Consider the following 16298-nt stretch of genomic DNA (forward strand, 5'->3'; position numbering starts at 1 on the left):
CACCTGCGCGACGACTACCCCATCATGCAGTGCACCCCCTACCGCGAGGCGCTCTCCGCCCGGCTGGACGGCGAGTCGGCCGCCCTGCCCGCCGCGGAGCTCGACGAGCACCTCGCCGGCTGCGCCGGCTGTGCCGGGTGGGCCCGCCAGGCCGAGCTGGTCACCCGCCGCGCCCGCCTGGCGCCCGCCCCGCCGGTGCCCGACCTCACCGCCGCCGTCCTGGCGGCGCTGCCCCGCGAGCTGCCGGGCGCCGTGGCGGCCGCCCGCGCGCGGCTGGCCGCCACCGCGCTGCGGCTGGCGCTGCTGGCCGTGGGGGTCGCCCAGGCCGCGTTCGCCTGGCCCTCGCTGACCACCGGCACCGCGGCCATGAGCGCCCCGGTGCACGTGGCGCACGAGACCGGCGCCTGGAACCTCGGCGTCGCGGCGGCGTTCCTCGCCGTCGCCGCCGCCCCGCGCCTGGCCGCCGGCGCCCTGCCGTTCCTCGGCACCTTCGCCGCCCTGCTCACCGCCCTGACCGTCGCCGACCTGCGGGCGGGGCACGTGCACGCCGACCGTGCCGTCGTCCACCTGCTGGTGCTCGTGGGCGTGGCCCTGGTCGCGACCGTCGCCTGGCGCGGCCGGCGCCGCCGCCCGGTGCCGGCCGTCGCCCGCGAGCGGGTGCCCGCGTGACCGCGCCGGCGAGCTCCCGGGGGCGGGCCGGCGCCCGCCGGTCCCCGGCGGCGCCGCTGCTCCTCCTCGCGCTGCTCGGGGCGTGGCTGGGGGCGGGGGTGCTCGCCGCGCCGCCCGCCGCCGCGCACGCGGAGCTGGTGACCACCGCGCCGGGGGAGGGCGCTCGCCTCGAGCAGGCGCCCCCGGAGGTGACGCTCACCTTCAGCGAGGGCGTGTCCCTCGGTGCCGGATACGCCCGGGTGCTCGACGCGGCGGGGGAGCGGGTCGACGCCGGCGCCGCCACCGTCGAGGGCGACACGGTGGTCGTCCCGCTGCGCAGCGGCCTGACCGACGACGGCTACCTGGTCACCTACCGGGTGGTCTCGGCCGACTCGCACCCGATCTCGGGGGCCTTCTCCTTCGTCGTCGGCGACGGCGAGCTCCTCGCCGCCGGTGCCGGCGACGAGGCCGCCGGCACCGACCCGGTGGTCGCCGTCCTGCTGCCGCTGGCCCGCTGGCTCGGCTACGCCGGTCTCGCCCTCGGCCTCGGCGTGCCGGTCCTCCTGCTGGCCGGCTGGCCCGCCGGCTGGGCGTCGCCCCGGCTGCGCGGACTGGTCACCAGGGGGCTGGCCGCGGTCGCCGGCGGCGCCGTCCTCAGCTTCCTGCTGCAGGGGCCCTACTCCGCCGGGAGCGGCGTGCGGTCGGTGGCCGACCCGGCGCTGCTGGGCGCCACCGCGTCCTCGGCCAACGGGGTCACGCTCCTGGTGCGGGCGGCGCTCGCCCTCGCCCTGCTGGCGCTGCTGCGGCCGGTGTGGCGGCGCGGGACACCGCCGGCGCCGGCGGTGCTGGCCGGGGGCGGCGCCCTGGCCGCCGGGCTGGTGCTCGCCACCGCGGCCGTCGGGCACCCGGTGGCGGGAGCCTGGCCGGTGCTGGCGGTGGCCGCCGCCGCCGTGCACGTCGCGGCGATGGCGGTGTGGCTGGGCGGCCTCGTGGGCCTGCTCGCCGGCGTCCTCCGCGAGGACGCCCCGGCGGCCGACCTCGCCGCCGCCCTGCCCCCCTTCTCCCGGCTGGCCGCGGGTTCGGTGACCGCGCTGGTCGTCACCGGCGTCGTGCAGGGGGTGCGGGAGGTCGGTTCACCCGTCGCCCTGGTGACGACGACCTACGGCTGGGTGCTGCTGGCCAAGCTGGCCCTGGTGCTGCTCCTGCTCGCCGCCTCCGGCATCTCACGGGTGTGGGTGCAGCAGCACCTCGGGGTGTCCCGCCCGCGTCCCGCGGGTCGGCGCCGGGTGACCGCGCACGCCTTCGCCGCCGCCGCCGGTCCCGGCGGCGGCGACCCCACGACCCACCCGGCCGTGGCGACGGCCGCCGGTGCCCGCGCCGAGGTGCAGGCCCGTGCCGCGGCGGCGGAGCGCTCGTCGCTGCGCCGCTCCGTGCTGGCCGAGCTGGGGATCGGCCTGGTCGTCGTCGCGCTGTCGTCGGTGCTCGTGGGCACCCCGCCGGCCCGGGCGGAGGTGAGCCGGCCGGTCGACGTGACCCTGCCGCTGGAGTCCACGGCCGGGACCGACGGGAGCGTGCAGGTGTCGGTCGACCCGGCCACGACCGGGCCCAACACCCTGCACGTCTACTACTTCGACGACACCGGGCAGCTGGCCCAGCCGGTCGACATCCGGGTGACGCTCACCGAGCCGAGCCAGGAGATCGGGCCGATCGACGTCGACCTCGAACCGGCCGGGCCCGGCCACTACGTCGGTGACGGGATGGCCATCCCCGGCGCCGGTACCTGGACCCTCGCGGTGACGATCCGCCTCGACGAGTTCACCGCCAGCACGGCCAGCACCACCCTCGCCGTCCGCTGACCCGCGCACCGCCCCGACCCGACAGGAGAACCGTGTCCACAACCCTGCCCCGCCCGCTCGCCCGGCTGGGAGTCGTCGTCCTGGCCGTGCTCGTGGCGCTGGCCGCCACCGTCGCGGGCCCCACCACGGCCTCGGCGCACGTCACGGTGTCATCCGCCGACGGCGCCCCCGGTGGGTTCGGCAAGCTGGTCTTCCGGGTGCCCAACGAGAGCGACACGGCCAGCACCGTGGCGCTGCGCATCTCCATCCCGGAGGAGGCGGCGATGGCCTCGCTGCGCACCCAGCCCCTGCCCGGCTGGACGGTGACCCTGACCCGCTCGGACCTCGCCACGCCGCTGGACAACCACGGCCAGCAGGTCACCTCCTACGTGTCGGTCGTCGAGTTCCGCGCCGAGGACGGCGGCGGCATCCGGCCGGGGGAGTTCCAGGAGTTCGCCCTCTCCGGCGGGCCGTTCCCCGAGGCGGACGCGCTGACCCTCCCGGCCGTGCAGACCTACAGCGACGGCACCGAGGCGGCCTGGATCGAGCCGACCGTCGACGGCCAGCCCGAGCCCGAGCGGCCCGCGCCGGTGCTCTCGCTGGCCGCCTCCCCGGCAGGGGAGGGTGCGTCGGCCGAGGGTGGCGCGGTCGCGACCGACACCGCCGCCTCCGGCGAGGCGGTCGCGGACGAGGGTTCCGGCACGGGCACCGTCGCGCTCGTCTTGTCGATCGTCGCCCTGCTGCTCGGCATCGTCGGCGTCGCCCTCGGGTGGCGTGCCGGGCGTCGTACCGTGTCCTCGTGACGCCGCACCGCCGCAGCCGCCTGGCCGCCCTGGTCGCCGCGGCCGGGATCCTGCTGGCCGGCTGCGGCGAGGGTGGGACCGCCGACGACGGCGAGGGCCACGACCACGCGGGGAGCGCCGCCGTCGTCGAGGGCCCGGAGGACCGCTTCGCCGGCGTCGACCTGCCCGATCCCTACCAGCGGCCGTCGTTCACCCTGACCGACACCAGCGGGGCGGCCTACGACTTCGCGGCCGCCACCGCCGGCACCCCGACGCTGCTGTTCTTCGGCTACACCAACTGCCCGGACATCTGCCCGACCACGATGGCCGACGTCGCCGTCGCGCTGCGCGGCCTGGACCGCGCGCTGGCCGAGCAGGTGCAGGTGGTCTTCGTCACCACCGACCCGGCGTTCGACACCCCGGAGGTCCTGGCGGAGTACCTGGGCCGCTTCGACGCCGACCTGCCCAACCGCTTCACCGGCCTGACCGGCGAGCAGTCCGCGATCGACCAGGCGCAGCTGGCGGCGGGCGTGCCGCTGGCCGAGGACTCCGGCCGGCTGCACTCCTCGCTGCTGCTGCTGTACGGCGCCGACGACCTCGCGCACGTCGCGTTCAACGGCGGGAACACCAGCCGGGACATCGCCGGCGACCTCACCCTGGTGGCCGGGGCGTGACCCGGCGGCTGTCCGCCCGCGCGCTCGTCGTCCTCCTCGGGACGCTGGCGACCCTGCTGGTCGCCGGGCCGGCCGTCGCCCACGTCGGCGGTGGCGCGGCGGGCAGCGACTTCGACGGCCGGGTCCTCGCGGTGCAACCGGAGCTGCCCGGCGTCTCGGTGCGGGTGCTGTCCTTCGGCGACGAGTTCGAGGTGGTCAACGGCACCGCCGTCGACGTCGAGGTGCCCGGCTACTCCGACGAGCCGTACCTGCGGATCGGCCCGGACGGCGTCTGGCGCAACGCCCACAGCCCGGCCACCTACATCAACCTCGACCGGTACGGGCGCACCACACTGCCGGCGGGCGCCGACCCCGCCGCCGAGCCGGAGTGGGTGCAGGTCTCCACCGAGCCGGAGTACGTGTGGCACGACCACCGCACGCACTGGATGAGCGAGGACCTGCTGCCGCCGGCGGTGGCGGCCGACCCGACCCGGAAGCACCTGGTGTCGGAGTGGGTCGTGCCGATGGCGTACGACGGCAGCCCGGTGCAGGTGCGCGGCGAGCTGACCTGGAGCCCCCCACCCTCGCCGTGGGTGGTGTGGCCGCTGTACGCCGTCCTGGCGCTGGCCGCCGTCGCCGCCGGGCTGCTCGCCCGCGGCCCGCGACCGCTGGGCGCCCTGCTGCTCCTGGGCGGCGTCGCGGCGCTGTGGCACGCACTGGCCACCCCGGAGCCCCCGGCGAGCGTCTCGTCGCACGCCGGCGCCCTCGCCTCGGCCCTGCTGCCAGGCCTCACCGCCGTCGGGGTGGCCGTCCTCGGGTTCGTGGCCTCCCGCCGGGGTCGCGGGGCGATGACCGGCCTGCTGGCCGTCGTCCTCGGGTGGCTGCTGCTCGTGCAGGGGCTGCCCGACGTCGACGTCCTGTGGACCGCGCACGTGCTGTCGACCGGCCCCGCGCTGCCGGCCCGCGCCGCGGTCGCGGTGCTGGTCGCGCTCGGCGCCGGCTGCGTGCTCGGCGGAGTCGCCGCGGTCCGGCGGTTCCGGGAGCCGGAGGGCCCCCGACGCACGCAGTCACGCGCCGGGGAGCCCCAGCCCGTCGGCTAGTCTCCTCGCCCTTCCCCGGGGCACCGCCCCGGGCGTGCGAGGGGTGGGCCGGACGGGGTCCTCCCTCAGGCCGGGTCGGCGGGCACCGGGTGCAGGTGGGCCCGGGCGGCGAACAGCTCGTTGGCCCGCTCCAGGTCCGCCTCGAAGTCGACCTCGACGGCGGAGAAGCGGGAGATGTCCAGCGGCTTGACGCGCAGCCCCTCGGCCAGGATCGCCGTCTCGATGCCGCGCTCGAAGTAGTCCTGGGCGCTGCAGGCGGCGAGGTGCTCGATGAGCACCGGCTTGTCCGCCGCGGACACGTGGTTGATGCCCACCGCCTCGCCGAGGCCGCCGACGACGGTCTTGGACAGCTCGGCGATGCAGCCCTCGGCGTCGAGGGTGTACTTGACCTCCTCGTCGGCCACGCTGGAGGTGTCGACGCAGACGAAGCTCTCGTCGGCCCGCAGCGCGGGCAGGGCTGCCTCGAGCACCGCCGGGTCGAAGACGACGTCCCCGTTGAGCCACAGGACACCGCCGTCGCGGGTGGCCCGGAGCGCGCGCAACAGGCTCTGGGAGGTGTTGGTGACGGCGTAGTCGGGGTTGTAGGCGAACCGTACGTCCGGCACCGCCTGCATGACCCGCTTGGCCTTGAACCCGACGACGACGGTCACGTCGACCGTCGGCCCGAGGACGGTGCGCAGCCCGTCGAGCTGGCGCTGCAGGATGCTGCGCCCGTCGTGCAGCGGGGTGAGCGGCTTGGGCCAGGGCCGGCCCAGCCGGGTCCCCATGCCGGCGGCCAGGATCACGACCTGGACGGGCGCGGGCAGGCGGTCCGGGGCCGGGGCCGGGGGCAGCGTGGTGGTCAGGCCCCGGTGTGCGGTCGCGGCGCGTTCAGCGAGCACTGTCGTCCCCTCCTCGGGTCGTGGTGGTGGCTCCGGCGGACGGGTCCGACGGGAAGAGCAGGTCGAGGACGCGCTCGGTGGCGTGCCCGTCCTCCAGGTGGCAGAAGGTCTCGCGGAACCGGGCGTAGCGCTCCGCGTGCCGGGCGGTCACCGCGTCGAGGTCGGCGATCGCGTCGACCAGCTCCCGGCTGGTCGACAGCAGCGGACCCGGGGCGACGTCCTCCAGGTCGAAGTAGAACCCGCGCAGCTCGTCGCGGAAGTACGCCAGGTCGTAGGTGAAGAACAGCATCGGCCGGCCGGTGATGGCGAAGTCGAACATGGTCGAGGAGTAGTCGGTGACCATGGCGTCCGCGGCCGCGTAGAGCTCGCGGATGTCGGGGTGGCCGCAGACGTCGCGGACGGGCGAGCCGTCGACGACCTCCAGCCGGTCCATGACCATGTTGTGCAGCCGCAGCAGCAGGACGTGGTCGTCGCCGAGGCGGGCCGTGAAGTCCTCGAGGTCGACGGGGAACTCGAAGTCCTGTGGCCCGGTCTTGTTGAACACCAGGTCGTCGCGCCAGGTGGGGGTGTAGAGGACGACGGTCTGGTCGTCGGAGATCCCGAGGTCGGCCCGGACGGTGGCGCGGACCTCGTCGGCCTGCGGGCTGCTGAGCAGGTCGTTGCGGGGGTACCCCGTCTCGTGGACGGCGCCGGTGTACCCGAAGGCCCGGCGCAGCCGCGGGGTGCTCGCGGCGTTGGGCGACAGCAGCAGGTCCCACTTGGCGATGTCGTGCTCGAGGTAGGCCAGCCGGCCCTCCGGCGCCCACCGGACGTCGTTGTGGATCCGCTTGAGTGGGGTGCCGTGCCAGGTCTGCAGGTAGGTCGCCCCCGGCCGCTTCTCCCAGTCCAGGGGGATGTGGTCGTTGGAGACGACCAGGTCGGCATCCTCCAGTGCGGCGATCGACTCCGGGCTGCCGAAGGTCGTCGTCGCGACGTCGTCGGGGAAGCTGGCCCGGGTGTGCGGCGCGGACAGCCACGTGTGGGTGGCGTCGACGTCGCGGTCCAGCAGCGCCTCGTAGATGGCGCGCGGGCTGTCGGAGAAGTGGCCGCGGAAGGCCACGTAGACGATGTTCACCGGGCACCTGCGGTCGGGATCAGGCCGGTGGCGGTCCGGCGGGTCAGGACGGGGAGCAGCAGGTCGGCCAGCTCCCCCCAGGAGTCGACGACGACGAGCACGCCGGCGTTGGTGAGCGCGGCCGCCCGCTCCGCGCGCTCGGCCTCGGCGACGAAGAGCAGGTTGCCGACGGTGGGGCAGCCGGCCCGCACGGCGGACAGCGCCCCGGGCACGGAGTCCTCGACGGCCAGCCCCGCCTCGGGGGCGATGCCCAGCCGCTCGCAGGCGTGCAGGTAGACGGCGGGGTCGGGCTTGCTGGTCGGGACCGGCAGCGAGTCCTCCGCGCTGAAGCGGATCTCCGGCGGGATGAGGCCGGCCAGCCCGGTCGCGGTGAAGCAGGCGTCGAGCCGGGTGAGCGCGCTGGAGCTGACCGCGGCCAGCCGCAGGTGCGTCGACAGCGCGGTGAGCGCGTCGGTGGTGGGGGCGTGGGGCGTGAGGGTGGCGCCCAGGTGGGCGGTGACCGCGCGCTTCTCCTCGGCGACCCACGGCTCGACGTCGACGTCGGGCTGCCCGGCCTCGGCGGCGAGCCGGCGCGACGTCGTCCGGAAGTTCATGCCGGTGGTGGCCAGGCGCAGTTCCTCGGCGGTGAAGCGCAGGTCCACGCCGAGCTCGGCGAGAAAGCGGTTGGTCACCTCCGCGGAGGCGTCGAAGGCAGGTTCCTCGGAGGGGAACAGGTTGCCGTCGGCGTCGCAGAGCAGGGCCTCGAGGCGCGTGACGAGCGTCTCGGGGAGGGCAGGCATCGGGGGAGTTCCTCCAGGGGTCATCGGGGGAGGGGCAGGGGGAGGGCCGGGCCGGCGGCGAGGGCGGCGGCGATCGTCCGGTGGACGCCGTCGCGGTCCAGCTGCTCCAGCGCCGCGCCGAGGTCGGCGACGAACTCCGGGAGGTCCCCGAGGTCGCCGAACACCGGCCGGACGGCGAGCAGCGGCCGCGGGTCGCTGCCGCCGGCGAGGGCGAGCGCCTGGAGCTCCTCGGCGCGCGGGTCCTCCATCGGCAGCGGCCGGCCGGCGGGGTCGGCGCCGCGCAGGTACCGGCACCAGCCGGCGACGGCGAGGGTGAGCAGCCGGCGGGGCCGGCCCCCGGCCAGGGCTTGGCGCAGCGAGGGCAGCAGGTGGTGCGGCAGCTTGGTCGACCCGCGCCGGCACAGCCTCGGCAGCCCGTCGGCGATCGCCGGGTTGGCGAAGCGCTGTACCAGGGTGCGCTTGTACCCGGCGAGGTCCACGCCGTCGGGCGGCGGGAGCAGCGGGGTGACCTCGTCGTCCATCAGCCGGGTGACGTAGGCGACGAAGAGGGGGTCGGTCATCAGCTCGTCCATGCGGCCGTACCCGGCCAGGGACCCCAGGTAGCCCAGCGCCGAGTGGCTGGCGTTGAGCAGCCGGGTCTTCATCAGCTCGTGGTCCCCGACGTCCGTGACGAACCGGACTCCGACCTCGTCCAGCGGGGGACGGCCGTTGCTGAACGTGTCCTCGATGACCCACTGCGAGAACGGCTCGGTGATGACCGGCCAGCGGTCGTCGACGCCGTACCGCCGGGCGACCGCGGCCCGCTCCTCCGGGGAGGTCTGCGGGGTGATCCGGTCGACCATGCTGCTGGGGAAGGCGACGCGGTCGGTGATCCAGCGAGCGAGCACCTCGTCGCGGAGCCGGGCCAGCCCGACGACGGCGCGTCGGGTGGCGTCGCCGTTGCGGTGGACGTTGTCGCAGGAGACGACGGTGAAGGGTGCCAGGCCGGCCCGGCGGCGGCGGTCCAGCGCCTCGACGAGGTAGCCGAACACCGTGGTCGGGGCGTGCGGGTGGGCGAGGTCGCGGAGCACGTCGGCGTCGTCGGGGTCGAACTCGCCGGAGTGCGGATCCAGCCGGTAGCCGGCGCCGGTGATCGTGAGGGTCACCATCCGGGTGCGCGGGTCGGCCAGCCGGTCGACCACGGCTGCGGGCGCGTCCGGGGCGAAGAGGTAGTCGACCATGACCCCGACCACGCGGGCCCGCTCACCGTCGGGGCCGCGCTCGACGACGGTGTAGAGGTGGTCCTGCGGGGCGAGTGCCGCCTGCATGCCGCGGTGGCGCAGGCCGACGCCGACGACGCCCCACGCGTCGGAGATGCGCCGCTCGGCGACCTCGTCGAAGTAGAGCAGCTGGTGGGCGCGGGAGAAGCCGCCCACGCTGAGGTGCACCACGGCCGGCGTCAGGGCTGCGCGGTCGTAGGTGGGCACCGTGAGCCGGGCGCCGTGGCTGCGCAGGGTCTCCTGGCTGAGGGGCCGGATCTCGGGACGGTCGGCCGGCGGGACCGTCAGGGCGACGGGTGGCGTGTCCGGGCGGGGCAGTGCTCGCGGTGCGGGGGAGCGCTCCGGACTCGCCATGCAGCATCGGTCCTCTCTCGTGTGTGCGGTGCGGTCGCCCCCTCGCAGCAGTCCTGGTCCGTCGTCTCCGTCCCGCCGGTCGGTCGGCGGGCGGCAACAGGTGGTGCAGCGTCGATCATGACTACACGGCGGGAGCTTCCATGACCACTCGGCTGCTCAGGTTGCGACGGGGATCGCGAGGCATCCGAACGCGGACGGTTTCACGCCGGAGACCCGGAGTAGCCGGAACGCGCCGGTTCCAAACTCTCCCGTTCTTCCGCGCGGGCGACACCTCTGGTGTGTGGGAGACGACACAGCGGCGTGTTGTGCACGACGCGCCGTGCGGAGGGTCACGAACGAGTTACGGAGTGTTTGGATGGGTGTGACCCCATCGGGCCCAGCGACGGGCCTTCTCCCACGAGGCGGGTAGGTACATGGCCGCACGGCGACGCCTGACGAGCTCGACGGAGCCCTCCGCTCCCCCCTCCCGTCGAGCTCCCGGCGCCCCGGCCGCGGCCGTTCGCCGGCCGCTCTCGGGTCCGCGCCGCGCGCCGCTGTTGCTGGCCGCCCTGGTCGCGGGCGGGCTGGTCGCCGGGGTCACCGGGGTCACCGGTGCGCCCGACGCCGCGGCCGGTGCGACGTCGGTGCTGACGGCCCAGACCGACCTGCTCACCGCCGAGGAGGACGTCGAGCTGCTCCCGCAGGCCTCGATCTCCGTGGCCGAGGCCGAGGCCCGGCTGGACGAGGTCGCCGCCTCCCGGGCGGCACGCGCCGAGGCGGAGGCGGCCGCTGCCGAGGCGGCGCGCGAGGCGGCCCGGCCGCGAGCGGTGCTGCCGGTGGCCGGAGCCCGGCTGACCAGCACGTTCGCGGCCCGCTGGGGCACGTTCCACTACGGGATCGACCTCGCCGCACCGATGCGGACGCCGGAGTACGCAGCCGTCGACGGCGTCGTCCTGCGCGCCGGCTCCGCCAGCGGGTTCGGCCTCGCCGTGTACATCCTCCACGACAACGGCGACGTCACCGTCTACGGCCACATGGACAAGATCCTGGTCGAGCCCGGCCAGTACGTGGAGGCGGGGGAGACCATCGCCCTGCTGGGGAACCGCGGGCAGTCCACCGGTCCGCACCTGCACTTCGAGGTGCACAAGGGCGGCATCAACGGCAAGCGCATCGACCCGCTCCCGTGGCTGGCCGACCGCGGCGTCGACGTCTGACCCGTCCTCCGCGCGGCGTGGTGGGATGCCGGTCGTGGGAGCCGCCGCCGAGGACGCCAACCGGCGCCTGCTCCGTGCCCGCGACGCGATGGACCGCGCCTACGCCGAGCCGCTCGACGTCCCGACGCTGGCCCGTATCGCCCACATCTCCGAGGCGCACTTCATCTGCACCTTCCGGGCCGCCTTCGGGGAGACGCCCAACCGGTACCTGCAGCGGCGCCGGGTGGAGCGGGCGATGTTCCTGCTGCGCTCCACCGACCGCAGCGTGACCGACATCTGCATGGACGTCGGGTTCAGCAGTCTGGGCACCTTCAGCCGGGTGTTCCGGGACGTCGTGGGGGAGCCGCCCTCGCTGTACCGGCGGCGGGGGCCGATGCCGCTCGCCCCCTCCTGCTTCGCCATGGCGTGGTCGCGGCCGAGCAGTTTCGGAGAAGTGCGCGGGACGTGATCGTCTCTAGCGTCGTCCCCATGCTGACCGCGATCACCATCACCCAGATCTACGTCCCCGACCAGGACCAGGCGCTCGACTTCTACGTCGGCAAGCTCGGCTTCGAGGTCCAGTCCGACATGGACTTCGGTCCGATGCGCTGGCTGACCGTGAACCTGCCGGGCCAGCCCGACCGCGCCGTCCTCCTCGAGAAGCCCGGGCCGCCCTCGATGAGCGACGAGACCGCCGCGCAGGTGCGCGAGGCGATCAGCAAGGGCGTGGCCGGGGGGCACCTCTTCTTCGCCTGCGACGACGCCTACAAGACCCACGCCGAGCTGAGGGCGAAGGGCGTGGAGATCACCGAGGAGCCGGTCGACCAGCCGTACGGCATCGACTTCGGCCTGCGCGACCCGTTCGGCAACCACATCCGGATCGCTCAGATGAAGCAGGGCTGATCCCGGGAGGACGATGTAGGCGTCGTCACCCACCCCCTGCGCCGGGCGCCCGCCGCGGCCCTGTACAGTTGTCGACGGCTCGGACGCACCAGACCGGGTCGGTACGGGGCTGTGGCGCAGCTGGTAGCGCACCACACTGGCAGTGTGGGGGTCAGGGGTTCGAGTCCCCTCAGCTCCACCCAAGTGACCAGGCCGTTCTCCTTCTGGGGAGCGGCCTGAGTCGTCTCTGGTTGCAGTTGTGGTTGCAGTTTGCCCACCCTTACCTGGCAGCAGCAGGGCGCTCATCCGGTCGGCGGCTTCCCGCGCCAGCGCCGGCATGACGTGGCTGTAGATGTCCATCGTCGTGCGCATCTGCGCGTGGCCGAGCACCTCCATGACGACCCGGGGGTGCACCCCCTCGGACGGCAGCAGGGTCACCGCGGTGTGCCGCCCGTCGTGCAGGCGGAAACTGGAGGAAGTCGGCGGCGCTACAGGCCTCATCCAGTAGTCGCTCAGCCTCATTGGGCGAGAGAGTCGCCGGGCACGCCTGGCGGGATGGTGACGACTCGAGCCCGTCAATCTCCCGGGGACTGCCGCTCTGTTCGGCGCGTTCTCAGCACACGACTTGGCATGGGCGTGACACGCCCGAGCACGGGGGAGAGATACAGCAACGGGTACAGCAGCGCGTTCCGAACGGCGGCGAACAAGACCGGACGCCGACGGACATCCCGGGCCATTGACCTGCACTGATAGAACTGTGGGCGAACCGCAGGAAACCCCTCGAATGTGACTGGGGGGCAAGGGTTCGCAGGTTCACATCCTGTTAGCCCGACAGGACAGCCAGGGGCCGTTCCGGAGGAATTCAGAGCGGCTCCTGACCGCTTTCCGAGGTGGTCTGACCACCATCAGGTCACTCTTACTTGCAGAGGCCCGGTTGTTGCGCCCTCGGGCGGGGACATCACCCGAGCGTGCGCCGTCGGCAGCGCGACGCGGCTGCGCTGCGGCACCGCGCCGATCAGGCATCGGCCACTGGCCGACCGCTTGTATCAGTACAGGCGGGGCGGGCCGGAGCAGCACCGCCGTCCGGAGCCGCACGATGAACCTCCGCCGCAGCGCGATGCCGCACGATACTGTTCCGGTAACCAGGGGTTATGCCGCGCCCGGCTCAAGTTGCCCCCCCGCATCCAGCCCCGTTGTGTTCGGGGACGGCGCTGAGACGCGGCGCCTCGAGGGGAGCACAGCATGCCCGGTGTGTGGCTGGTCCAGGCGGCGGACGGCACGGAGGAGCGGATCGAGGCGGGGATGCTGGCCACCGAGGGCGGCGCGCTGGTCGCACTCTCCCTGGAGGGCGTTCTGACGCGAGCATGGGCGCCTGGGAGCTGGCAGACGGTGCGGCTCCTCAGCGGGATGGAGGCGCATCCGGCCGGCAAGGGTAACGACAGCGACGTTGTCGTCGGGCTCCGCATGGCCTGATGGAGGCCAGCGCCGGCGGTCGGGAGCCCGCCGAGGGCGCTCTGTGGCCGGGGTGCACGTCCGAGCTCTGGTGCGTCGCGATGAGGCTCACCGGGTCAACATGCCAAAGGCGCAGCTGAGGACTGAAGCGCCCGGTACTGGTGCCACCGTGGTGGCCAAAGCACTGCGTTCACCGCCGTTCGTGGGGGTTCCTTCCAGACATGACACGGGGCTGACCTGTAGGTATGTACTTTGGCGGATCCTGCGGAACCGCATCCAGCCGCCCTGCCAGTGTGGGGTCAGGGGTTCGAGTCCCCTCAGCTCCACCCGATCGACCAGGCCGTTCTCCCTCGGGGAGAGCGGCCTGAGTCGTCTCTCGTGCCAGCGTGGTGGCTACTGGAGCCATTCCGGTGGCAGCTCAGTCCCACAACGCACTTCCCATGTGGTCTGCCGCATCGCGGCCGAGGGCGGGCATCACGTGGCTGTAGGTGTCCGTCGTCGTTCGCATCTGTGCGTGGCCGAGCACCTCCATGACGACCCGCGGGTGCACGCCTTCGGACAGCAGCAGCGTCGCGGCGGTGTGCCGCCCGTCGTGGAGGCGGACCTCGCGTGCACCCGCCTCGTGCAGCAGGTCCTTCCATGCCTGCCAGTCAGTGACGGGGGAGTCGAGGACGTCGAGGTCCCAGAGGTCATGAGCTCATGGGGAACCGCCTCGTGACGTCCGCAGGCTCGACGACCTCTCCGCAGGCCTGGCACGAGACTTCGGGGATCAGGCGGTGCCCGCAGTCGTGCTCGAGGATCAGTGGCGGCCCGTCGGGACCGGCGAGGTGCTCGTCGCCCCACCTCAGCAAGGTCAGGACGACCGGGTAGAGCTCCCGGCCGGCGGCAGTGAGGTGGTACTCGAAGCGCTGCGGGTGGTCGCTGTACCGGCGACGCTGCAGGACGCCGGAGTCGACCAGGGTCCGCAGACGGGCGGTCAGCGTGTCCCGCGGTGCGCCGGTGCGCCGAACCATCTCGTCGAAGCGGCGGTTGCCCAGGAAGACCTCGCGGACGGCCAGCAGGGCCCACTTCTCGCCGACCACCTCGAGGGTGCGGGCGATGGAGCAGGCGCGGGGCTCCGTCGGTGCGGCCATGACGCCAGCGTACCGCGGTCAGTCCAGAATCTGGACGGACTCATCCGGACCAGCTACCGTGCATCCAGGATTCAAACTCACCCTGGGGGCAGTCATGGGGCTCGGTAAGCGCTCGTCTGCACCCGTGGCCCAGCCCGGGCCGAACGGAGGCACCGGGCCGATCGTGGCGGTACTGGCGATCGCGGTGTTCATGTCCGGCCTGGACCTGTTCATCGTCAACCTGGCCTTCCCGTCGATCGGGGAGGAGTTCGTCGGGGTGGGCCTGGGTGAGTTGTCGTGGGTCCTCAACGCGTACACGATCGTGTTCGCGGCTGTGCTGATCCCGGCCGGACGATGGGCGGACCAGGTGGGGCGCCGGCGGGCGCTGGTCGCGGGCCTTGCCGTGTTCACGGGCGGATCGCTCCTGTGCGGGCTGGCCCCGGGGGTGGGCTGGTTGGTGGCGGCGCGGATGGTGCAGGCGATCGGCGCGGGTGTGATGGTGCCGGCGTCGTTGTCCTTGTTGCTGGCCGTCGTCCCCGTGGCGCAGCGGGCTCGGGCGCTGGGATCGTGGTCGGCACTCGGCGCGCTGGGTGCCGCCCTGGGTCCGGTCATCGGTGGCGTACTGGTCGAGGTCGGCTGGCGCTGGGTGTTCTGGGTGAACCTGCCGGTGGGGGTCGTGGCGATCCTGCTCGCCCTGCGCCTGGTGCCCGAGAGTCGGGACGATGCACGGAGGGTTCGCCCCGATCTGCTCGGCGCACTGTTCCTGGCGCTCGCTGTCGGGTCGGTCGCCGGCGCCCTGGTCATGGCGCCGGAGTGGGGCTGGGCGTCGGCAGGCTTCGGAGGCCTGCTGCTGGCGGCGGCGCTGTGTACGGGAGCGCTGGTCCTCCGCTCGTCGCGCCACTCGGCGCCGGTGCTGGAGCCCGGCCTGTTCCGGTCCCGGGCGTTCGCGGGCGCCGGGGCGGCGTCGGTGCTCTACTACGCGGGCTTCGGCGCCTTCCTCCTCCACACGGTGCAGTTCCTCACCGAGGTCTGGCACTACTCGCCCTTGCAGGCGGGGCTGGCCATCGCCCCGGGGCCGCTGATGGTGCTGCCGTTCGCGAGGCTGATCGCGCCCCGATTGATCTCGCTCCTGGGTGGGGTCGGGCGCGTCGCCGCACTTGGTTGCGGGGTCGGCGCCGTGGCACAGCTGGTGTGGCTGATGCTGCTGCAGGCTGAGCCCGCCTATCTCACTCATCTGCTACCGGTTCAACTGCTCGGCGGCGCCGCGGTCGGGCTGGCGATCCCGTCGCTCCTGGGGGCGGGCAGCGTGGGGATGCCCGCGGCGCGCCTGGGCACCGGTAGCGGCGTGCTGAACATGGCCCGTCAGGTCGGCACGGTGCTCGGCGTGGCGGGGCTGGTGGCGGCCCTCGGTGCCCCGGCCGCAGATCCGCTGACCGGATTCCGGTACGGCATCCTCGTGATCATCACGCTCTTCGTCGCCGCAGGGGCAGTGTGCCTCGCGGTTCTGGCCCGGCCCGTCCCACCGACACCTGTCGCCGCGGCGCTCCAGCACGATCGACCGCGGGAGGCGGCATGAGATCCCCCGCAGAGTCGCTCTCCGACGCCTGGGGACAACCGCGATCGAGGACCGTCTCCTGGTGGGATCCGATGATCGGCGCCCGCGCGATGCGCAGCCTCAGCGGCCGGGAGTACCTGCAGGCGATGATCGACGGCCGGTTGCCGCCAGCGCCGATCGGCGGACTGATCGCCATGACCGCTGTCTCGGTGGGCGAGGGGACGGTTGAGTTCCGCTGCCGGCCGGACGAGTCGGCGTACAACCCCATCGGCGTGGTCCACGGCGGACTCGTGTGCACTCTCCTGGACTCCGTCGCCGGGTGCGCGGTCCACAGCACACTGCCCGCGGGCGTGGGCTTCACCAGCCTGGAGATCAAGGTCAGCTATCTGCGCCCCGTCCGGCAGGGAGAGGGCGAGCTGACCGCGATCGGGCGGGTCACCAAACCCGGACGACGAGCCGCCTTCGCCGACGGCGAGGTACGTGACGAGCACGGGAGGTTGATCGCCACCGCGTCCAGCACTTGCCTGGTCTTCCCACTCCCGGAGGAGTGAAGCAACGACAGCCGCTCACCTGCGTGGGCTACGGGCCAACGAGCCGACCGGCCACCCCGACGGCCGAGCCAGCCCGAAAGCCCGGCTGACGATGCGCCCAGCCACTGGCGCGCGGCGAGAGTCGGCGCGGCACTCGAGGAATTGATCCGCGCGTCGTGCGCGAGCGCGG

At 73.9% G+C, this 16298-nt stretch carries 16 protein-coding genes, 2 tRNA genes and 2 pseudogenes; 13 read left to right on the plus strand and 7 right to left on the minus strand.

What is annotated here, in order from left to right; all coding sequences use genetic code 11:
• The first annotated feature begins 24 nt into the window (after positions 1 to 24).
• From CRP39_RS00345 to CRP39_RS00365, 5 genes are read left to right on the plus strand one after another with little or no spacing between them, the layout of a single operon-like run.
• Complete coding sequence (locus CRP39_RS00345) at positions 25 to 669, plus strand: zf-HC2 domain-containing protein (protein ID WP_097203421.1); 645 nt, start codon at positions 25 to 27, stop codon at positions 667 to 669.
• Positions 666 to 2504 (plus strand): copper resistance CopC family protein, encoded by a 1839-nt coding sequence (locus CRP39_RS00350; protein WP_097203423.1) that lies wholly within the window; start codon positions 666 to 668, stop codon positions 2502 to 2504. The genes CRP39_RS00345 and CRP39_RS00350 overlap by 4 nt, the downstream gene beginning before the upstream one ends.
• A gap of 32 nt (positions 2505 to 2536) precedes the next feature.
• On the plus strand, positions 2537 to 3286 hold the full coding sequence (locus CRP39_RS00355) for a YcnI family copper-binding membrane protein (RefSeq protein ID WP_097203425.1): 750 nt from the start codon (positions 2537 to 2539) through the stop codon (positions 3284 to 3286).
• Positions 3283 to 3939, plus strand: coding sequence for an SCO family protein (locus tag CRP39_RS00360; RefSeq protein ID WP_097203426.1), 657 nt, complete (start codon positions 3283 to 3285; stop codon positions 3937 to 3939). Before CRP39_RS00355 ends, CRP39_RS00360 begins: the two co-directional genes overlap by 4 nt.
• On the plus strand, positions 3936 to 5018 hold the full coding sequence (locus tag CRP39_RS00365; protein WP_097203427.1) for a hypothetical protein: 1083 nt from the start codon (positions 3936 to 3938) through the stop codon (positions 5016 to 5018). Before CRP39_RS00360 ends, CRP39_RS00365 begins: the two co-directional genes overlap by 4 nt.
• Positions 5019 to 5083: 65 nt before the next feature.
• Here the strand turns inward: CRP39_RS00365 and CRP39_RS00370 are convergent, their stop codons facing one another.
• From CRP39_RS00370 to CRP39_RS00385, 4 genes are read right to left on the minus strand one after another with little or no spacing between them, the layout of a single operon-like run.
• A complete protein-coding gene (locus tag CRP39_RS00370; RefSeq protein ID WP_097203429.1) occupies positions 5084 to 5899 on the minus strand; it encodes a phosphocholine cytidylyltransferase family protein in 816 nt (271 codons plus the stop codon).
• Positions 5889 to 7013 (minus strand): CDP-glycerol glycerophosphotransferase family protein, encoded by a 1125-nt coding sequence (locus CRP39_RS00375; RefSeq protein WP_097203430.1) that lies wholly within the window; start codon positions 7011 to 7013, stop codon positions 5889 to 5891. The genes CRP39_RS00370 and CRP39_RS00375 overlap by 11 nt, the downstream gene beginning before the upstream one ends.
• Positions 7010 to 7792, minus strand: a complete 783-nt coding sequence (locus CRP39_RS00380) for an HAD family hydrolase (protein ID WP_245853446.1) — start codon at positions 7790 to 7792, stop codon at positions 7010 to 7012. The genes CRP39_RS00375 and CRP39_RS00380 overlap by 4 nt, the downstream gene beginning before the upstream one ends.
• A gap of 20 nt (positions 7793 to 7812) precedes the next feature.
• Positions 7813 to 9405 (minus strand): mannitol dehydrogenase family protein, encoded by a 1593-nt coding sequence (locus tag CRP39_RS00385; protein ID WP_097203435.1) that lies wholly within the window; start codon positions 9403 to 9405, stop codon positions 7813 to 7815.
• A 536-nt stretch (positions 9406 to 9941) separates the two neighbouring features.
• Here CRP39_RS00385 and CRP39_RS00390 point away from each other — a divergent pair.
• From CRP39_RS00390 to CRP39_RS00405, 4 genes are all read left to right on the plus strand, one after another.
• Positions 9942 to 10598 carry a M23 family metallopeptidase gene (locus tag CRP39_RS00390; RefSeq protein ID WP_245853448.1) on the plus strand — a complete coding sequence of 219 codons (657 nt, stop codon included), beginning with the start codon at positions 9942 to 9944 and terminating at the stop codon, positions 10596 to 10598.
• Between the two features lie 25 nt (positions 10599 to 10623).
• Positions 10624 to 11046, plus strand: coding sequence for a helix-turn-helix domain-containing protein (locus CRP39_RS00395; RefSeq protein WP_097203439.1), 423 nt, complete (start codon positions 10624 to 10626; stop codon positions 11044 to 11046).
• 20 nt (positions 11047 to 11066) lie between these two features.
• The gene (locus tag CRP39_RS00400) at positions 11067 to 11480 is read left to right on the plus strand and encodes a VOC family protein (RefSeq protein ID WP_097203440.1); all 414 of its coding nucleotides are present in this window, start codon (positions 11067 to 11069) and stop codon (positions 11478 to 11480) included.
• 105 nt (positions 11481 to 11585) lie between these two features.
• Positions 11586 to 11658, plus strand: a tRNA-Ala gene (locus CRP39_RS00405).
• A 152-nt stretch (positions 11659 to 11810) separates the two neighbouring features.
• Here CRP39_RS00405 and CRP39_RS28280 read toward each other — a convergent pair.
• Positions 11811 to 11981, minus strand: a pseudogene (locus CRP39_RS28280) (tyrosine-type recombinase/integrase); the annotation flags it as partial.
• Between the two features lie 729 nt (positions 11982 to 12710).
• Here CRP39_RS28280 and CRP39_RS00415 point away from each other — a divergent pair.
• Positions 12711 to 12932 carry a hypothetical protein gene (locus CRP39_RS00415; protein ID WP_143426492.1) on the plus strand — a complete coding sequence of 74 codons (222 nt, stop codon included), beginning with the start codon at positions 12711 to 12713 and terminating at the stop codon, positions 12930 to 12932.
• Positions 12933 to 13139: 207 nt separating this feature from the next.
• Positions 13140 to 13237: transfer RNA gene (locus CRP39_RS26545), tRNA-OTHER, on the plus strand.
• Positions 13238 to 13329: 92 nt separating this feature from the next.
• Here CRP39_RS26545 and CRP39_RS28285 read toward each other — a convergent pair.
• Both CRP39_RS28285 and CRP39_RS00425 read right to left on the minus strand, forming a co-directional pair.
• Positions 13330 to 13548 (minus strand): annotated as a pseudogene (locus CRP39_RS28285) (tyrosine-type recombinase/integrase); the annotation flags it as partial.
• Between the two features lie 52 nt (positions 13549 to 13600).
• Entirely contained in the window at positions 13601 to 14044 is a 444-nt protein-coding gene (locus CRP39_RS00425; protein ID WP_097204992.1) for a winged helix-turn-helix transcriptional regulator, read from the minus strand.
• Here CRP39_RS00425 and CRP39_RS00430 point away from each other — a divergent pair.
• Entirely contained in the window at positions 14043 to 15599 is a 1557-nt protein-coding gene (locus CRP39_RS00430) for an MFS transporter (protein WP_172442191.1), read from the plus strand. The genes CRP39_RS00425 and CRP39_RS00430 overlap by 2 nt on opposite strands.
• On the plus strand, positions 15596 to 16129 hold the full coding sequence (locus CRP39_RS00435) for a PaaI family thioesterase (protein ID WP_097203447.1): 534 nt from the start codon (positions 15596 to 15598) through the stop codon (positions 16127 to 16129). The genes CRP39_RS00430 and CRP39_RS00435 overlap by 4 nt, the downstream gene beginning before the upstream one ends.
• Positions 16130 to 16298: the final 169 nt, after the last annotated feature.

Origin of the sequence: Geodermatophilus sabuli (genome assembly GCF_900215145.1) — a bacterium.
Taxonomy (GTDB): Bacteria; Actinomycetota; Actinomycetes; order Mycobacteriales; family Geodermatophilaceae; genus Geodermatophilus; species Geodermatophilus sabuli.

What these genes read in the sequence shown, in the direction of transcription:
- CRP39_RS00345 (WP_097203421.1), top strand. Translation starts at nt 25, where the DNA reads ATGCAGTGCACCCCCTACCGCGAGGCGCTCTCCGCCCGGCTGGACGGC.
- CRP39_RS00380 (WP_245853446.1), bottom strand. Translation starts at nt 7,792, where the DNA reads ATGCCTGCCCTCCCCGAGACGCTCGTCACGCGCCTCGAGGCCCTGCTC.
- CRP39_RS00385 (WP_097203435.1), bottom strand. Translation starts at nt 9,405, where the DNA reads ATGGCGAGTCCGGAGCGCTCCCCCGCACCGCGAGCACTGCCCCGCCCG.
- CRP39_RS00395 (WP_097203439.1), top strand. Translation starts at nt 10,624, where the DNA reads ATGCCGGTCGTGGGAGCCGCCGCCGAGGACGCCAACCGGCGCCTGCTC.
- CRP39_RS00400 (WP_097203440.1), top strand. Translation starts at nt 11,067, where the DNA reads ATGCTGACCGCGATCACCATCACCCAGATCTACGTCCCCGACCAGGAC.
- CRP39_RS00430 (WP_172442191.1), top strand. Translation starts at nt 14,043, where the DNA reads ATGACGCCAGCGTACCGCGGTCAGTCCAGAATCTGGACGGACTCATCC.
- CRP39_RS00425 (WP_097204992.1), bottom strand. Translation starts at nt 14,044, where the DNA reads ATGGCCGCACCGACGGAGCCCCGCGCCTGCTCCATCGCCCGCACCCTC.
- CRP39_RS00435 (WP_097203447.1), top strand. Translation starts at nt 15,596, where the DNA reads ATGAGATCCCCCGCAGAGTCGCTCTCCGACGCCTGGGGACAACCGCGA.